Source organism: Desulfuromonas sp. TF, assembly GCF_000472285.1.
GTDB lineage: Bacteria > Desulfobacterota > Desulfuromonadia > Desulfuromonadales > ATBO01 > ATBO01.
Genome location: NZ_KI421427.1, coordinates 44,807 through 61,189, shown reverse-complemented (window position 1 = coordinate 61,189; position 16,383 = coordinate 44,807). Strand labels below are relative to the sequence as shown.

The 16,383-nt window shown below is 63.0% G+C and carries 15 protein-coding genes and 1 tRNA gene; 7 read left to right on the top strand and 9 right to left on the bottom strand.

From position 1 onward, the window contains the following. From DTF_RS0119445 to rnhA, 6 genes are all read right to left on the bottom strand, one after another. The coding region (locus tag DTF_RS0119445; RefSeq protein ID WP_027716668.1) for a 2Fe-2S iron-sulfur cluster-binding protein at positions 1 to 1,242 on the bottom strand (1,242 nt) is incomplete at its 3' end. Positions 1,243 to 1,315: 73 nt separating this feature from the next. Continuing rightward, entirely contained in the window at positions 1,316 to 2,593 is a 1,278-nt protein-coding gene (gene nuoF, locus DTF_RS0119440) for an NADH-quinone oxidoreductase subunit NuoF (protein ID WP_027716667.1), read from the bottom strand. 11 nt (positions 2,594 to 2,604) lie between these two features. Beyond that, the gene (gene nuoE / locus DTF_RS0119435; protein WP_027716666.1) at positions 2,605 to 3,090 is read right to left on the bottom strand and encodes an NADH-quinone oxidoreductase subunit NuoE; all 486 of its coding nucleotides are present in this window, start codon (positions 3,088 to 3,090) and stop codon (positions 2,605 to 2,607) included. Positions 3,091 to 3,342: 252 nt separating this feature from the next. After that, positions 3,343 to 5,733, bottom strand: coding sequence for an NADH-quinone oxidoreductase subunit B/C/D (locus DTF_RS0119430; protein ID WP_027716665.1), 2,391 nt, complete (start codon positions 5,731 to 5,733; stop codon positions 3,343 to 3,345). Continuing rightward, positions 5,730 to 6,191, bottom strand: a complete 462-nt coding sequence (locus DTF_RS0119425; protein ID WP_027716664.1) for an NADH-quinone oxidoreductase subunit A — start codon at positions 6,189 to 6,191, stop codon at positions 5,730 to 5,732. Before DTF_RS0119425 ends, DTF_RS0119430 begins: the two co-directional genes overlap by 4 nt. A gap of 245 nt (positions 6,192 to 6,436) precedes the next feature. Beyond that, complete coding sequence (gene rnhA, locus DTF_RS0119420; RefSeq protein ID WP_027716663.1) at positions 6,437 to 6,898, bottom strand: ribonuclease HI; 462 nt, start codon at positions 6,896 to 6,898, stop codon at positions 6,437 to 6,439. Positions 6,899 to 7,104: 206 nt separating this feature from the next. On the opposite strand from rnhA, the gene DTF_RS0119415 reads away from it, so the two are divergent. The 7 genes from DTF_RS0119415 to DTF_RS0119385 all read left to right on the top strand — a co-directional run bounded on the left by DTF_RS0119415 (position 7,105) and on the right by DTF_RS0119385 (position 15,332). Next, positions 7,105 to 7,791: a PTS sugar transporter subunit IIA gene (locus tag DTF_RS0119415; protein ID WP_027716662.1), complete on the top strand. Its 687-nt coding sequence runs from the start codon at positions 7,105 to 7,107 to the stop codon at positions 7,789 to 7,791. 61 nt (positions 7,792 to 7,852) lie between these two features. After that, a complete protein-coding gene (locus tag DTF_RS0119410; protein WP_027716661.1) occupies positions 7,853 to 9,838 on the top strand; it encodes a proton-conducting transporter membrane subunit in 1,986 nt (661 codons plus the stop codon). 5 nt (positions 9,839 to 9,843) lie between these two features. Continuing rightward, positions 9,844 to 10,752 (top strand): NADH-quinone oxidoreductase subunit H, encoded by a 909-nt coding sequence (locus DTF_RS0119405; protein WP_027716660.1) that lies wholly within the window; start codon positions 9,844 to 9,846, stop codon positions 10,750 to 10,752. A gap of 76 nt (positions 10,753 to 10,828) precedes the next feature. After that, on the top strand, positions 10,829 to 11,467 hold the full coding sequence (locus tag DTF_RS0119400; RefSeq protein WP_027716659.1) for a hydrogenase: 639 nt from the start codon (positions 10,829 to 10,831) through the stop codon (positions 11,465 to 11,467). Beyond that, entirely contained in the window at positions 11,467 to 12,897 is a 1,431-nt protein-coding gene (locus DTF_RS0119395; RefSeq protein WP_027716658.1) for a proton-conducting transporter membrane subunit, read from the top strand. The genes DTF_RS0119400 and DTF_RS0119395 overlap by 1 nt, the downstream gene beginning before the upstream one ends. Continuing rightward, positions 12,894 to 14,420, top strand: coding sequence for an NADH-quinone oxidoreductase subunit C (locus tag DTF_RS0119390; protein WP_027716657.1), 1,527 nt, complete (start codon positions 12,894 to 12,896; stop codon positions 14,418 to 14,420). Before DTF_RS0119395 ends, DTF_RS0119390 begins: the two co-directional genes overlap by 4 nt. Positions 14,421 to 14,576: 156 nt before the next feature. Further along, positions 14,577 to 15,332 carry a 4Fe-4S dicluster domain-containing protein gene (locus tag DTF_RS0119385; protein ID WP_027716656.1) on the top strand — a complete coding sequence of 252 codons (756 nt, stop codon included), beginning with the start codon at positions 14,577 to 14,579 and terminating at the stop codon, positions 15,330 to 15,332. Between the two features lie 148 nt (positions 15,333 to 15,480). Here the strand turns inward: DTF_RS0119385 and DTF_RS0119380 are convergent, their stop codons facing one another. From DTF_RS0119380 to DTF_RS0119370, 3 genes are all read right to left on the bottom strand, one after another. Beyond that, positions 15,481 to 15,822 (bottom strand): DUF86 domain-containing protein, encoded by a 342-nt coding sequence (locus DTF_RS0119380; RefSeq protein WP_027716655.1) that lies wholly within the window; start codon positions 15,820 to 15,822, stop codon positions 15,481 to 15,483. Beyond that, positions 15,806 to 16,105: a nucleotidyltransferase family protein gene (locus DTF_RS0119375; RefSeq protein WP_027716654.1), complete on the bottom strand. Its 300-nt coding sequence runs from the start codon at positions 16,103 to 16,105 to the stop codon at positions 15,806 to 15,808. Before DTF_RS0119375 ends, DTF_RS0119380 begins: the two co-directional genes overlap by 17 nt. A 151-nt stretch (positions 16,106 to 16,256) precedes the next feature. Continuing rightward, positions 16,257 to 16,334: transfer RNA gene (locus DTF_RS0119370), tRNA-Glu, on the bottom strand. Positions 16,335 to 16,383 lie beyond the last annotated feature (49 nt).

The following is a 16,383-nucleotide window of genomic DNA, read 5'->3' as shown; positions in this document are numbered from 1 at the left end:
GGGGAAGGGGAGTTCGACCGGCCGGGGGTCGATCACCGCCGCGGGTGCGCCGCGGCGTGCCGCCTGCCGCGCCGCCAGGGCGAGGGCGGGGCCTTCATTCAGGGGGTCGGCGCCGACAAAGAGGAGGAAATCGCTCTGCCGGATTTCCTCCAGGCTGCGGGCCTGCTCGCCGAGTCCGGCGGCGGTGAGGCGCGCAGCCCGGTCGCGGCCGGGATGGGAATCGAAGACGACATTTTCGCTCCCCAAGGAGCGGGCCAGGGCGAGAAGCTGAACATTGGATTCCAGGGAGGCCCGGGGCGAGCCGAGGAACGCCACCGCTTGGGGGCCGTGCCTGTCTGCGATATCGTCAAGACGGCCGCGGACGGCAGCCATCGCGTTTCCCCAGGTGATCTCCTGCCCGTCCAGGCGAGGACGGCGCGGCCGCTCCGGGTGGTTGGCATGGCCGTAGCCGAAGCGGCCGAGGTCGCAGATGAAGAATCCGCTGGTCTGCCGGTTCACCCCGCCGCGCACTCTCTGCAGCTCTCGGTACCGCGCCCCCGGAACCGTGGCACAGCCCAGGGAGCAGTGGGGGCAGATCGAGGGGGCTTCCTGCAGGTCCCAGTGGCGCGCACGGTAACGGAAGGGCTTGTCGGTAAACACCCCGGTCGGGCAGGCATCGACGATATTCCCTGAGAAAGGGCTCTCCAGGGTGCCGTCCCGGAAGCGTCCGAAGTAGATGCGCTGGTTGCATCCCTGTACTCCGAAGTCGGTGCCGCCGCAGTAGTCCTGATAGGTGCGCACGCAGCGATAGCACTGGATGCAGCGGTTCATCTCGTGCCAGACGAAGGGACCGAGATGCTGGTTGTTGTAGGTCTTTTTCCGTCCGCGGTAGCGGCGAATGCCGTGGCCGCTCGCCACCGTCATGTCCTGCAGCTGGCATTCCCCCCCCTCGTCGCATACCGGACAGTCATGGGGATGATTGATCATGAGCCACTCGGCCACATGCTTTCGCAGGTCGGTGGCGCGCGGGTCCAGGGTGGAGGCGACCATTCCGTCCTGGGCCTTGATCATGCAGGACATCTGCAGCCCCTTGACCGGCCCGTCGACGAAAACCATGGCGCACAGCCGGCACGCCCCCACCGCTCCGAGCGCTTCGTGATAGCAGAAGTGAGGGATGACGATCCCCAGACCCTTCGCGGCCTCGAGGACGTTGGTCCCCTCGGGGACGGTTATCTGTTGGTTGTCGATGGTCAGAGTCGGCATGGTTGAAAATCGTCCTTTGTCAATGGTCATTTGTCATTTGTTTTTAAACCAATGACCAATGACTAATGACGCTTTATCCGGTCTTCAGGGGGCACCGCCCCCGCTTGATATGATCCACCACTTCGTCCATGAACAGCCGGAGCAGGCTTTCGATCGGGCCGACGGCGCCCTGGGCGAGGGCGCAGAAGGTGGTGCCGGTGATGTTCCGGAGCTGGTCCTGCAGGGTGCCGATATCCTCCATCGTCCCTTCCCCCCGCTCGATCTTTTGAAGCAGCCAGGAGACGAAGGGTAGGCCGTCGCGGCAGGGCGTGCACCAGCCGCAGCTCTCCCGGGCGAAGAAGTTGTTGAGGTTGAGGGTCGCCTCGACCATGCAGGTGGTTTGGTCGAACACGGTCACCCCCGCGGTGCCGAAGCGGCTGCCGGCCTGCTCCACCGGCTCGAAGTCGAGAGGGACGTCGAGGTGCTCCGCGGAGAGATAGGGGGTGGAGGCGCCGCCGGGGAGACAGGCTTTCATTTTCCGCCCCTTCCACACTCCTCCCCCGTGTTCTTCGACGATCTCCCGCAGGGTGGTGCCGATCGGCAGCTCCAGGCAAGGCGTGCGGTTCAGGTGTCCGGAGAGTCCGTAGAGCTTGGTCCCTGCCCCTTCCTTGGTTCGGGCGAGGCCCCTGAACCAGTCCGGACCGTGGGCGACGATGTGCTGGATGTTCGCCAGGGTTTCTACGTTGTTCACCGTCGTCGGCTGGCCGAACAGCCCCCGTACCGCGGGGAAGGGGGGCTTGGAGCGGGGATTGGCCCGCAGCCCTTCCAGGGCATTCAGCAGCGCCGTCTCCTCGCCGCAAATGTAGCGGCCGGCGCTGCGATGGACATACATGTCGCAGGAAAAGCCGGTGCCTAGGATATCCTTTCCCAGGAAACCCGCCTCCTTCGCCTCGGCGATGGCCCGCTCCAGGTTCCGTGCGCACTGCTCGTAGGCGTAGCGGATGAAGATGTAGGACACCTGCGTCTGCAGGGCGTAGGAGGCGACGATCATCCCCTCGACGAGTTGGTGCGGGTCGGCCAGCAGCAGCTCGCGGTCCTTGAAGGTACCCGGCTCCATCTCGTCGGCATTGCACACCAGGTACTTCTCGCCCGGCTTGTCGGCGGGGAAGAAGGACCATTTCAACCCCGTCGAGAAACCGGCGCCGCCGCGGCCCCGCAGCCCCGAGGCCTTCACCGTCTCCCGCACTTCGGCCGGGGACATTTTAACCGCCTTGCGCAGCCCCTCGTAGCCGCCGGTCTTCCCGTATTCCTTGAGGAAGGCGGTTTCGCCGGGGCGGCGGTTCTTGAACAGGACTTGGGGGGTATCGTTCATAGCTCAAAACCTTAAGAAGCGCTCGCGCGTTCCATCTCCAGAATCTCATCCACCCGCTCCCGGGTGAGGTGCCCGTACGTCGTCAGCCCGATCATCATCGCCGGCGCTTCGCCGCAGGCGCCGAGGCAGCAGGTGGGAAGCAGAGTGAAGACGCCGTCGACGGTGGTTTCGCCGGGGGCGATGCCGAGTTTCTCCTGCAGATAGTTGTACAGATCCTCCGCGCCCCTGCTCCAGCAGCAGATCGAATCGCAGAGGTGGATCACCCGCTTACCCACCGGCAGGCGGAAGATCTTGTCGTAAAAGGTGGCGACCTCCTCCACCTGCAGCGGCGAGAGGCCGAGGATCTCCCCGGCAAGCTCCACCCCTTCGTCAGGCACCCAGCCGCGGTTCCCCTGGATCGCCCGCAGCACATCGATCACCAGTTCGCGCGGGTGCGGGATCTCCGCCGCACGGGTGCGGAAGTGGTCGAGCTGGTCTTCGGTCAGCAGTGTATCCATATCTTCTGAAACCCTTGTCTCACGCCCGCTCGCTGCGCTCACTCACGACGCAACCGCAACGAACTGCAACTTCAAAAACTTACCAAAAACCCAAAATCGATTTCTCACGCGAAGCCGCGAAGAACGCGAAGAACTGCTTAAATCTTTCTTTTTAGATTTTCTTCGCGGCCTTCGCGGCTTCGTGTGAAACATGCTTGAAGATTTAAAGCTTTTCGTTGCGTCGTCGCGTCGTTGCGTGAGACGTTTTTGCCTTCACCTGTCAATATCGGCCAGAACGAAATCGATCGACCCCAGAATCGTGATCAGGTCGGCCACCAGCCAGCCCCGCGCCATCAGGGGAAAGGCCTGCATGTGCGCGAAGGAGGGGGTGCGGATGCGCATCCGGTAGGGGACGTTCTCGCCGTCGCTCACCGCGTAGTAGCCGTATTCCCCCTTGGACGACTCGATCGCCCGGTAGCACTCACCGACGGGGGGCGCCATGCCGCGGGTGACGTTGACGAAGTGGGCGATCAGACTTTCGATGTCTCCCAGCATGTCGTTGCGCTGGGGCATCACATACCGGTAGTCCGTACTGACCCAGCGCCCCCCCGGCATCTTCTCCGCCGCCTGGCGGACGATGCGCAGGCTCTGCCGCATCTCCTCCATCCGAACAAGATAACGGGCGAAGCAGTCGCCGCCGGTGGCAGTGGCCACCTCGAAATCGAAATCGGAGTAACCGCCGTACGGCATGCTCCGCCGCAGGTCCCAGGAGAAGCCGCAGGCGCGCAGGTTCGGCCCGGAGATCCCGTGTTCGATGGCGTCCTCGAGGCTGATCGGTCCCACCCCTTCGGTGCGGGCGCGGAAGATCGGGCCGTCGGTGAGCAAGCGGTCGAACTCCCCGAGGCGTGCCTCGAAGCCGGAGGTAAACGCGTCCACCACAGTCTTCCATCCGTCGGGAAGGTCGGCGGGCAGACCGCCGATGCGGAACCAGGAGGGGTGCATCCGGCCGCCCGTGACCATCTCGATGAGGTCGAAGATCTTCTCCCGCGAGTCGAAGGCGTAGAAGACCGGGGTCATCGCCCCTACATCGTGGGCGTAGGTGCCCAGCCAGACCAGGTGATTGGCGATGCGGAAGAGCTCGGAGAGCATGATCCGCGCGTAGACGGCGCGCGGCGGTACTTCGATGCCGAGGAGGGTCTCCACGGGGTAGAGATAGGCCAGGTTGTTCAGCACCCCGGACAGGTAGTCGATGCGGTCGGTATAGGGGATGTACTGGTTCCAGTGCTGGCGCTCCCCCACTTTCTCCGCCGCCCGGTGGTGATAGCCGATATCGGAGTCGACGTCGAGGATCTCCTCGCCGCGCAGCTTTAGGATCTGCCGCAGGACGCCGTGAGTGCCGGGATGCTGCGGGCCGATGTTGAGGAGCATGGCTCGTTCCTCTTCCCCGACCGGCCGTCCCTTGAAGAACTGGTCCGCCGGCCGCGGTTCCATGGTGGCCGCCGTCTTGTCGGTAAAGGGAGGCATTTCGGTGCCGCGGAAGGGGTGCTCCTTGCGCAGGGGATGGCCCTGCCAGGACTCGGGCATGAGGATACGGCGCAGGTCCGGGTGGCCGGTGAAGCCGATGCCGAACATGTCGAACACCTCCCGCTCGTACCACTCGGCAGAGGCCCAGACGCCGGTCACGGAGGGGGCTTCCGGGTACTCGCCCCGCAGAGGGACCTTCACCCGCACGTAGCCGGGATCGTCGAAGTTGAGGAGGTGATAAACAAGGGTGAAATCGCTCTCCACCGGGTGCTTGCGCCGCCGCTCGTCGATAGCCGTCAGATCCTCCAGACGCCGGAACTTTTTCGGCGCCTCCGTCTTCAGGAAACGCAGCAGCTCCGGGGCCTCGGCGGCATCGGCGGTGAAGGTCGGCATATCGGCGGACTCGACCTCCCGCACCCGCTCTCCGAAGCGCTCCCTTACCGACTGCCGCAGATCGGGGGTGGAGGAGGGGAATTCGACCTTCGGCTGCGGCGGCCGCCACATCACCTCGGAGCGGCTCTGCCAGAGGCGTGGGGGCTGCAGGGAGGTGCCACGAATCGGGCTGTTGCCGTAGCCGGGGCCGCGGGTGTCGCGGCTCTTGCTGACGCCGTCCTCCATGACCGGCGCGGTCGTCCCCTCGCTGCCGCCGCGCAGGTGCAGGACCTTGCGCGCCGGGCGCTCCTCGCGGCGGATCTTGTCGCGCAGCAGCATTACCCCTTCGATGAAGGCCTCCGGGCGCGGTGGGCAGCCCGGGATGTAGACATCGACGGGGAGGATCTGGTTCACCCCCTGAATGACCGAGTAGACGTCGTACATGCCGCCCGAATTCGAGCAGCTGCCCATGGAGATCACCCACTTCGGGTTGGCCATCTGCTCGTACAGGCGCAGGATCGAGGCCCCCATCTTCTTGAAGGGGGTGCCGGAGATGACCATCAGGTCGGCCTCGCGCGGCGACGGGCGCAGCACCTCGGCGCCGAAGCGGGCGAGGTCGTGGCGCGGCGTCATGCTGGTCATCATCTCCACGAAGCAGCAGGAAAGTCCGAAGAACATCGGCCAGAGACTGTTGCTGCGTCCCCAGTTGATGACGTCATCGAGGTTGGTGAGGATGACGTTATCGGGAAACTTCTCGTGTTCGCTCATCGGGCCGTCCTTGCCTGCCGGCGGCGTCGCTGCGCCCCGGGACCCCAATCGAGACCGCCTGTCTTCCACAGGTGCACCAGGCCGACGAACAGGATGAAGATGAAGAAGGCGACGTTGAGGAAGCCGTTCCAGCCCAGAGCATCGTAGGCGACCGCCCAGGAGACGACGAAGATCATCTCCACATCGAAGACGATGAAGAAGATGGCGACGAGATAGAAGGGGACCGGTTCGGAAAGGCGGGCCTCGCCGCTGGGAAGAACCCCCGATTCGTAGGGTTCGCCCTTCACCTGGGAGTGCGTCTTATGTCCAAGGAACCAGGCGAGAAAGAGCAGGATCAGGATGAGGAGAACGGAAATGCCGGCGTAGAGCCCCAGCGACAGCAGAGAATCGAAAGAGGGCGGCGCTTCGGCGCCGACAGGGGCAGTTGGGAAATTGGCTGAGGCGTTGACTGGTGACATGGGGCGGCTCACTATTTGCCGGAAAGGGCGCGGAGATTTTAATAATGCGACCGAAAGGATAGCACAAATTCACCGGCTGTCCATGCCGGGGTAACAGGCTAATGAAAAACGCCCATCTGCGGCGTTGGCCTTATCCTTCGTCAACGACGTACCTTCCAGGTACGCCTTATTCCTCAGGATTTCGGCCGCCTTGCATCTGAACATTTTTGATCAGCCTGGGAAGCGGTCCTTCTAATGGCGGCCGTTCAGCGCTGTCTGCCGGCGGCGATGGCGGCCCGCGCCAGCTCGTCGCAGCGCTCGTTTTCCGGGTGTCCGGCATGGCCTCGAACCCAGCACCATTCAACGTGGTGACGGCCGGAGAGCTCCAGCAGGCGCTCCCAGAGATCGCGGTTGGCAACGTCCTTCTTCTGCGAATTCTTCCAGCCGCGCCGGACCCAGCCGTCGATCCATTCGGTCATCCCCTTTTTGACGTATTCCGAATCGGTGGTCAAGCGGATCCGGCAGGGGCGTTTGAGAGCGGCCAGACCTTCGATGACGGCGGTCAGCTCCATACGGTTGTTGGTCGTCTCAGGTTCGAAGCCGGAGAGTTCCTTCTCATGCCCATCCCAGCGCAGAAGGGTCCCCCAGCCGCCGGGGCCGGGATTGCCGGAGCAGGCGCCATCCGTGTAGATCTCGACGAGTTTTCCCGCGGGGGGGGAATTGGACATAAAGATAATCGGTTCCCTGAAATTTGGCGCAAAGGTTCAAGCCCGTGCAACATACCATAAATATTTGCGAAAAACACCCTTCCGGCATGTTGGTTGGTGGATTTGCCGACCGGAGCCTCCCAAATTGATTTGACAAACAATGTTCTATTTGTTTGAATGTCCAAGGATGTCTATGGCTGTTCTAAAATGTCATGCAAGGGTCAGAGATGAACTTGTCAGTCAGGGATGCCGCCCGCCTGCTCAGCGTTTCGGAAAAGACCATTTATCGCTGGATCAAGCAGAAGATCGTGCCGGCCTACCGTTTTCACGAACAGTACCGGTTCAATCGGGCCGAACTGCTGGACTGGGCCACCGCCCGGCGCATCAGCATGTCTCCCGAGATCTTTCAGGAGTCCGAAACCGAAGCCTCTCCCCTCCCATCGTTGAGCGACGCTATGGAGGCTGGAGGGATCTTCTACCGCCTGGAGGGGAAAACCCGGGATGAGGCGCTGGGCAATATCGTCGCCCATCTGCGCCTCCCCGACGAAGTCGACCGCGATTATCTGCTTCAGGTGCTTATCGCCCGCGAGCGACTGGCTTCCACAGCGGTCGGAGGCGGCATCGCCATCCCCCATCCGCGCAATCCCGTTCTGCTCCATGTCACCCGACCGACGGTTACCCTCAGCTTCCTGGAAAAGCCGATCGACTTCCACTCGCTCGACGGAAAACCGGTCGTCATCCTCTTCACCCTCATCACCCCGACTCTGCGCTCCCACCTCCACCTTCTCTCAAAGCTAGGGTTCGTTTTACAGGACCCCGGCTTCTGCAAAGTGCTCGAAGAGGAGGGGAGTCGGGAGGAAATCTTCCGCGCACTGCGCCGGAGCGAGAAATCTTTTTCGGAGGGAGACGTATGACGCTGATGACCGAGGCTCTGCCGGTGCCGCCGTCGGCCCTGCCGGACGAAAGGGGATCTTCATGGTGATGCCGACCTTCGCGGCCGCCACCGGGCTGCTGTTCCTCTCCGGCCTGCCGGGGCTCTTCTTCAGCCGTCGATCGGCTGTAGGAGAACGTCTCGCCGCGCTGTTGATTCTCACCGGTGCGGTGCTGGGGACCATAGCCACGGCGGCGGCTCTCGCCGGTCCCGGTTCCGCCGCTATCGAGCTGCCCTGGTCCGTTCCCGGAGGTGCCTTCTCCGTGGAGGTGGACGCCCTTTCGGCCTGTTTTCTCTTCCCCGTCTACCTGGTCACTGCTCTCGGCTCGGTCTACGGACTTGGCTATTGGCCTCAGCGCCGCTACCCCGCCAATGGCCGCAAGCTGCGCCTCTTCTTCGGGCTGATGGCGGGCTCCCTTACCCTGGTGGTCACCGCCCGCAACGGCCTGCTGTTTCTGGTCGTCTGGGAGATCATGGCCCTTTCGGGGTTTTTTCTGGTGACCACCGAGGATGAGAAAGAGGAAGCGCGCCGTGCCGGTTTCATCTATCTGATGGCGACCCACGCCGGCACTCTCGCGCTCTTCGGGGTATTCGTCCTGCTCGCGCGGGAGACGGGCAGCTTCGCCTTTCCCCTCTCGGCGGCCCTGCCGTCGGCCGGGGCCAGCGCCATCTTTCTGCTGGGACTCTTCGGCTTCGGCCTCAAGGCCGGCCTCATGCCGCTCCACGTCTGGCTCCCCGGTGCACACGCCGCCGCTCCCAGCCACGTCTCGGCGCTCCTTTCCGGCGTGATGATCAAGACCGGCATCTACGGCCTGGTGCGCCTCACTTCCTTTTTTTCCGATGCGCCGCCCTGGTGGGGGTGGACCATACTGCTGCTCGGGGCGGTCTCCGGGGTCATGGGGGTGCTCTTCGCCATCGCTCAGCACGACATCAAACGGCTGCTCGCCTATCACAGCGTCGAGAACATCGGGATCATCGCACTGGGGATGGGAACAGCCCTGCTCGGGCGCAGCTACGATCTGCCTCTGTTGACGGCACTGGGGCTCTTCGGGGCGCTGCTGCATGTGATCAATCACGGCCTGTTCAAGTCTCTCCTGTTCCTCGGAGCAGGCTCAATCATACACGCCACGGGCACCCGGGAGATCGACCGATACGGCGGCCTGCTGCGGCCAATGCCTTGGACCGCCCTCTTTTTCCTTGGAGGAGCGGTGGCGATCAGCGGACTTCCGCCGCTCAACGGCTTCGTCAGTGAGTGGTTCATCTATCTCGGACTCTTACAGTCGCTCTCCGGTGAGTCCATCGCCCTGCGACTGGCGGTGCTGGCGGCGCCGGCGCTGGCCCTGATCGGCGCTCTGGCGCTCGCCTGCTTCGTCAAGGTCTTCGGGGTGGCCTTTCTCGGCAGCGCCCGTACGCCGAGGGCGACGGCAGCACACGAGGTCCCTGTGAATATGCGCTGGCCAATGGGGGTTCTGCTCGGCGTCTGCCTTCTGATCGGTCTTTTGCCCGCCGCCGTCGTCCCATTGCTCGGACGGGCCGCGGGCGTCTGGCAGGGCGCGGAGCCGCTCCCGCTGGACCTGGCATGGCAGGTCGCGCCGGAGACGGCCATCAGTGTCACCGCCCTGATGTTCATCGTCATACTGGCGCTGGCGGTCTGGTTGCTGCGCCGTCAGACGGCCGGGCAGGAGGCCGCCGCTCCGACATGGGGGTGCGGTTACGCCTTCCCCACCGGCCGCATGCAGTACACGGCCTCCTCTTTTGCCCAGATGCTAACCGGACTCTTCGGCTGGGGGCTGAGGCCGGAGAGGCACGGCGGCGAGGTTTCGGCCAACTTCCCGGCTCCCGCCGACTTTGCCAGCCATACCCCCGATACCGTTCTCGACCGCCTGCTTCTCCCCGCCTGCCGGGGCTCGGCGCGGTTCTGCACCTGGCTGCGGGCCCGGCTGCAGCACGGCATCACCGGAATCTATCTGCTCTATGTGGCCCTGACACTCAGTCTGCTGCTGGTTTTGAGCGCTCTTCTGAGAGGATGATCATGATCGTCGGAACGATCCTTCACCTTCTGATTCTCTTCCTCCTTTCCCCTCTGCTGCTCGGGGTGGTCGCCAAGACCAAGGCTTTCTTCGGCGGCCGGACCGGCGCCCCCTTTCTGCAGCCCTATTACGATCTGGCCAAGCTCTTCCGCAAGGGAATCGTCTTCAGCGATACCACCACATGGGTCTTCCGCGCCGGGCCGACGGTTGGGCTGGCGGTGCCCATTCTGGCGGCTCTGCTGATCCCCTTTGGCGGTCTGGCCCCTCCCGTTTCCTTCAGCGGCGACCTGATCCTCTTTGTTTATCTCTTCGGTTTGTCCCGTTTTTTTACGGTAGCTTCGGCCCTCGACACCGGTTCGAGTTTCGAAGGGATGGGGGCGGCCCGCGAGGTGACCTTTTCCTGTTTGGCGGAACCCACCGTCTTTTTTGCATTCATCGTCCTGGCCCGGCTCTCGGGGAGTCTGTCGCTGGGAGGGATGTTCGGTCGGAATTTGAGGGAGGGATGGACGATGGGTGGCTCCGCTCTGGGCCTGATCCTGGTCTGTCTCTTCGTGATCCTGCTGGTGGAGAACTGCCGCATCCCCTTCGATGATCCGAACACCCATCTGGAACTGACCATGATTCACGAGGTGATGGTCCTCGACCACAGCGGTCCGGCCTTCGGCATGATCCTTTACGGGGCCGCGATGAAGCTCTTCGTCCTCGGAGCCCTGGTGGTGCGCCTCGCCCTGCCGTGGCAGACCGGCAGCCTGCCGGGCGACGTCGCACTTTTCATCGGCGGGATGCTGCTGCTGGCGGTGCTGATCGGGGTAGTGGAGTCGGTCATGGCCCGCCTGCGTCTGGTGCGCGTTCCTCAGATGCTGATCGGCACTACACTGATTTCGATCTTCGCTCTGGTTCTCGTCTTGCGCTAAAGAAAACCGTCCCATGGGACCTATGGGTCCTATAAGTCCTATGGGACTGATGTGTCCCGTGAAGGAGCATTCGGACATGCACGAAGCGAACAATCTTCTTCTGCTTCTGGTCATTCTTCTTAACTTCTTCACCCTCGGCAGCTCACGGCTCGGCGCATGCATCAGGGCGGTGGCAATCCAGGGGGCGATTCTCTCCCTCCTGCCGGTGACCGTCCATGGGGTGAATCCGCACGCTCTTTTTCTGTCCGCCGGCGCCCTGGCTCTCAAGGGGCTCTTCATCCCCTGGCTGCTCTTCCGTGCCATCCGGGAAGTGCGCATCAGGCGGGAGGTCGAGCCGCTGATAGGTTATGTGCCGACCCTTATCCTCGGCGCCCTGACCACCGCCGGCTCATTCATCTTCGCCGACTTCCTCCCCCTGGTCGAGGAGCACCATGGGGGCCTCTTCATTCCCACCGCCCTGGCGACCCTCTTCACCGGCTTTCTCCTGCTGATTACCCGGCGCAAGGCGATCACCCAGGTTCTGGGCTACCTGATGCTCGAGAACGGCATCTTCGTCTTCGGCATTCTCCTGTCGGCAGCCATGCCGCTGATGGTTGAAGCCGGGGTGCTGCTCGATCTGCTGGTCGCTATTTTCGTCATGGGAATCGTCCTCAATCAGATCAACCGCGAGTTCTCGACCCTGAACACCGAACGCCTCTCCGCCCTGAGGGAATAATGATTGCCGCCCTTATCATTTTGCCACTGTTGCTTGCTGCCGTCGCTCTGGCCGTCCCCTCAGGTTGGGTCAGGCCTTGGTTGCTGCCGCTTGGCGGCGGCTGCCATCTCCTTTTATCGTTCCGGCTGATCGCCACCGGGGATGGCGCGATCGGCTCCTGGCTCGCCGCGGACCCCCTCGGGGGACTGGTCCTGGGGGTCTCCAGCCTGCTCTTTTTCGGCTGTTCCATCTATGCCGTCGGCTACCTGCGCTACCGTATGGATCGTGGGAACCGGGTCATCGTCCCCTGCCTGCTGCTCTTTCTCTCCGCCGTGACCCTTGCTACTCTGGCCCGGCACCTTGGGCTGCTCTGGTTGGCGGTCGAGACCACCACCCTGACCAGCGCCCCGCTGATCTACTATAACCGCAACCGCCTTTCCATCGAGGCGACCTGGAAGTATCTGCTGATCTGCTCCGTGGGGATCGCCCTGGCCATGCTCGGCATTCTCTTCATTGCCTACGCCGCTCTGCATGGCGGGGTTCCGGTCAGCCTTCAACTGGATGACCTGCTGGCCCGCGCCGGGACGTTCTCCCGCCCCTGGCTTCACGCCGGCTTCGTCTTCCTTCTGGTCGGTTTCGGCACCAAAATGGGGCTTGCGCCCCTCCACAGCTGGAAGCCCGACGCCTACGGAGAGGCGCCTGGACTGGTCGGAGCGCTGCTCGCCGGAGGCCTGACCAGCGTTGCCTTTCTCGCCATCCTGCGCGGCATGCAGATCATGGCGGCGGCCGGCGATCTGGCCTTGGCCCGGCAGGCCATGCTCTGTCTTGGTTTGCTGTCGCTGGCCCTGGCCGCTGTTTTCATGGTTCGTCAGCCGGACATCAAGCGTCTGCTCGCCTATTCGAGCGTCGAGCACATGGGAATTCTGGCTATCGGCGTCGGCATCGGCGGGGTCGCCACTTTCGGCGCCATGTTCCACCTGCTGAACAACGCCCTGACCAAAGGGGTGCTTTTCTTGTCGGCGGGCAATATCCAGCGTGCCTATTCGAGCAAACGCCTCGGTGAGGTCCAGGGGGCGATGGCCCGTGTTCCCGTCTCGGCGGGACTGTTTCTCGCCGGGTTCTTCGCCATTACAGGCTCTCCCCCCTTCGGCCCCTTTCTCAGCGAGTTCACTATCCTCCGCGGCATTTTCGATGGCGGTCACGGCGTCATTGGCGGGCTTTTTCTTTTTTTGTTGGCCGTGGTTTTCATCGGCATGGGGGGGACGGTACTCTCCGTAACCCAGGGGGCCGAGCCGGAAGGGTTACCCGACTCGGGCTACCGTGAATCTTTGCTGACGGTCGGGCCGCCCCTCGTCTTCATCTTGCTGATCCTGCTTCTGGGCCTGTCTCTACCCGAGGCTTTGCGGACTTTTTTGCAGGAGGCGGCCGACGTGCTGGAGGTGACGCCATGAATCGGCAGGTGTCGGCGGTAACCCTTGTGAACGGTGGTGCGATCCCCCTGGCGGATCTGCCGGTCCTCGATTTCGAGGTCTTTGCCGAGGAACTCGTCGGGGAGGTCGCCAGGGAAGGGCGGGTCGCCGCCTTCTTTGTGACTCCTGCCGGCGGTGGCGGCTTAGATCTCTTCGCCATCGTTGCTCACGACTGGCGCGGCAATCTCGCTCTGATGCGTACACGGGTGAATGAATCCTTTCCTTCCCTGACCCCCCGCTGTCCGCAGCTGCACCTCTTCGAGCGGGAGATTGCCGAACAGTACGGGATCATTCCGGAGGGGCATCCCTGGTTCAAACCGGTCCGTTTCCATGGCTCCTGGCAGCGAGGCCGGGATGCGTGGGGGCGCGATCCGGGCGGGCACCCGGTACCTGGGGATATGACTTTTTACCGCGTGGAAGGGGAGGAGGTGCACGAGGTGGCGGTCGGACCGGTCCATGCCGGAGTGATCGAACCGGGACATTTCCGTTTTCAATGCCACGGTGAAAAGGTCATGCACCTGGAGATCTCCCTCGGCTACCAGCACCGCGCCCTGGAGCGCCAGCTTCCCGGTGGGCCCCATCCGAATACCCGCTACCGGATGGAGACCGCCGCCGGTGACACCTCCATCGGGCATATGACGGCCCATTGCCAGCTTCTGGAAGCCTTGGCCGGCGTTCCTCCTTCGCCGCGGGGGGAATCGCTGCGGCTGATCGCTCTGGAGCTTGAGCGGCTGGCCAACCATGTCGGCGATATCGGGGCGCTGGCCGGCGACGTCGGCTTCCTCCCCACAGCATCTTTCTGTGGGCGGCTGCGCGGCGATTACCTGAACATGACCGCGGAACTCTGCGGCAGCCGTTTCGGCCGCGGTCTCGTCCGCCCCGGCGGTGTTGCCTTCGACCTCGATCCGGCGTTGGCAGCCGAACTATCGGGCAGACTCGAGATGGCGGCCAGGGACACCCGCGGCGCCGTCAACCTCTTCTTCGACACCCCGTCGGTTCTTGCCCGGATGGAAGGGATTGGCAGGGTCGGCACCGACACCGCTGAGGAACTGGGACTGGTCGGCATCGCCGCCCGGGCCTGCGGCCTGGTTCGGGACGTGCGCCTGCACCACCCCGTCGGAGCCTGGCGGGAGGCCTTCGATTCGGTGATCATCGAGGAGGCCGGCGACGTCTTCGCCCGTGCGAACGTGCGCCGGCGGGAGATCGAGGCTTCCATCGAGGTGCTGCGGCGGGGTCTGAAACATCTGCCGGAGGGAGCGATGCAGGAGCCGTCAGGCAAGATGCATCCCGAATCTCTCGCGGTCTCCCTTGTCGAGGGTTGGCGTGGCGAGATCGTCCATGTGGCGATCACCGATGCGCAGGGGAAGTTCGCCCGTTACAAGATCGTCGATCCCTCTTTCCACAACTGGAGCGGCCTGGCGATGGCGCTGCGAGGCGAACAGATCTCCGACTTTCCGCTCTGCAACAAGAGCTTTAATCTATCGTACTGCGGGTTCGACCTGTAGCAGGCTGATGAAAAACGCCCATCTGCTGCGTTGCTCTCATCCTGCGTCGCTGCGGCGTACCCTCCAGGTACGCCTCACTCCTCGGATTTCGAGACGCCTTGCATCTGGGCATTTTTGATCAGCCTGGAAGAACCAGGGTATTTCAGGAGTAAGCAAATGCTGAAGATCATCCGTGAGCGTATCCACCAGGGGCACCGTACTTCCCGATTTCCGAAGGAGGAGCCGATCCTTCCCGCGCGCTTCCGTGGGCGGCCTGAGATCGAGTCGGGAAAATGCCCGCAGGGGTGCGCGGAGTGCGTGGGATGCTGCCCTTACGGCGCACTGGTGGTCGATGAAGGAAAGATCCGGCTGGACATGGGGCTCTGCCTTTTCTGCGCCGAGTGCGCCGCCGCCTGCCCCCACGGCGCCCTCGTCTTCACCCGAGACTACCGCCTGGCTTCGCGCACCCGCGAGGGGCTGATGACGGACGAGGAGGGGTTTCAGCTCGCTACCGCCCTGGACGCCAGAATGAAGAAGCTCTTCGGGCGCTCCCTCAAGCTGCGGCAGGTCTCCGCCGGCGGATGCAACGCCTGCGAGGCCGACATCAATGTCCTTTCCACCCTGGTCTTCGATCTCGGCCGCTTCGGCATCCAGTTCGTCGCCTCGCCGCGCCATGCCGACGGCATCCTGGTCACCGGCCCGGTGACCGAGAACATGAAATCGCCCCTTCTCGACACCTATGCCGCCATTCCAGCCCCGAAGCTGGTGATCGCCTCAGGCGCCTGCGCCATTGGAGGCGGCCCCTTTCGCAGCAGCCCCGAGGCGAACGACGGAGTAGGCGACCTCCTCCCCGTCGATCTCTACATCCCCGGCTGCCCCCCGCATCCCTATACCGCACTGGACGGTCTGCTGCGCCTGCTGGGGAGGCTCTGAGCCGCAATCATACATAGTTTGAAGTGGGTGCCCTCTCGGATATTGGCCTTGCAGGATGTTGATTTCTTGATGTTCGGGGGGAGGGAATGTTTCTGGGTCGTGGCTATGCTGAAGTTGGTGTTAGATGGGGAAGGCCCGTACGAAACGATCAAGCCTGTTCTTCAGTAAGTATGCGCTTGATGCCTTCATGCAGGGACGGAATCTTGTTTTGAACAATGTCCCAGACCAGCTCGAAGTCGACGCTGAAATAGCCATGAATCAGCCGGTCGCGCGTTCCCGCCATCCGGCGCCAGTCCAGGTCGGGATAGCGGGACTTGAGATCATCGGGGAGATTTTTTACGGCCTCGCCGATGATTTCCAGGCTGCGGACAAAGGCTCGCTGCAGCGTTTCATCGGCAAGAAAACCGCTCAGGCTGAGAGGCCGAGAGGTTTTCAGCAGATATTCGGTCTCGGCCAGTATGTGCTCAAGGTAGCTAATGGATGGTTTCAAACCGGGCCTCTTCGAGAATCCGCTTGCGCAGGATGGGGCTGACCGATTCGACAGTCAGCAGGTCGACCTTGCGGCCGAACAGCCTTTCCAGTAGTTCCGCCAGTTCAAAGAAGTGATCGTAGCTTTTTTCGCCAGGCCGAAACTCCACCAGAAAATCCAGGTCGCTCTCCGGTTTCGCCTCACCCCGAACGGCCGAACCGAACAGACCGATGCGGTTCACGCCGAGGCGGGAAAATGCGGCTTGGTGGCTCATAATGGTCTGAAATATATCGTCCGATTTCATGTGATACTCAATTCAGGTTTGAAGTCTAATTGAAAATACCCGAATTCCTCAATCCAGGCAATCGACTTTTCAGATCAGGATTCATTCCGTAATCCATCAACTGAAGCACAAAGAAAAAGCCCCGCCAAGTGATTGGCAGGGCTTCAACTTTTGGCGTCCCCAGGGGGATTCGAACCCCCGTCGCCGGCGTGAAAGGCCGGTGTCCTGGGCCAGGCTAGACGATAGGGACTTGAGACTTCAAGCACCCAGCAGGAAATGACCCTGCGGTTACTGCTTTT

Coding starts and splice junctions, on each gene's coding strand:
- nuoF (WP_027716667.1), bottom strand. CDS start 2,593: ATGAACGATACCCCCCAAGTCCTGTTCAAGAACCGCCGCCCCGGCGAA.
- nuoE (WP_027716666.1), bottom strand. CDS start 3,090: ATGGATACACTGCTGACCGAAGACCAGCTCGACCACTTCCGCACCCGT.
- DTF_RS0119430 (WP_027716665.1), bottom strand. CDS start 5,733: ATGAGCGAACACGAGAAGTTTCCCGATAACGTCATCCTCACCAACCTC.
- DTF_RS0119425 (WP_027716664.1), bottom strand. CDS start 6,191: ATGTCACCAGTCAACGCCTCAGCCAATTTCCCAACTGCCCCTGTCGGC.
- rnhA (WP_027716663.1), bottom strand. CDS start 6,898: ATGTCCAATTCCCCCCCCGCGGGAAAACTCGTCGAGATCTACACGGAT.
- DTF_RS0119415 (WP_027716662.1), top strand. CDS start 7,105: ATGAACTTGTCAGTCAGGGATGCCGCCCGCCTGCTCAGCGTTTCGGAA.
- DTF_RS0119410 (WP_027716661.1), top strand. CDS start 7,853: ATGGTGATGCCGACCTTCGCGGCCGCCACCGGGCTGCTGTTCCTCTCC.
- DTF_RS0119400 (WP_027716659.1), top strand. CDS start 10,829: ATGCACGAAGCGAACAATCTTCTTCTGCTTCTGGTCATTCTTCTTAAC.
- DTF_RS0119395 (WP_027716658.1), top strand. CDS start 11,467: ATGATTGCCGCCCTTATCATTTTGCCACTGTTGCTTGCTGCCGTCGCT.
- DTF_RS0119390 (WP_027716657.1), top strand. CDS start 12,894: ATGAATCGGCAGGTGTCGGCGGTAACCCTTGTGAACGGTGGTGCGATC.
- DTF_RS0119385 (WP_027716656.1), top strand. CDS start 14,577: ATGCTGAAGATCATCCGTGAGCGTATCCACCAGGGGCACCGTACTTCC.
- DTF_RS0119375 (WP_027716654.1), bottom strand. CDS start 16,105: ATGAAATCGGACGATATATTTCAGACCATTATGAGCCACCAAGCCGCA.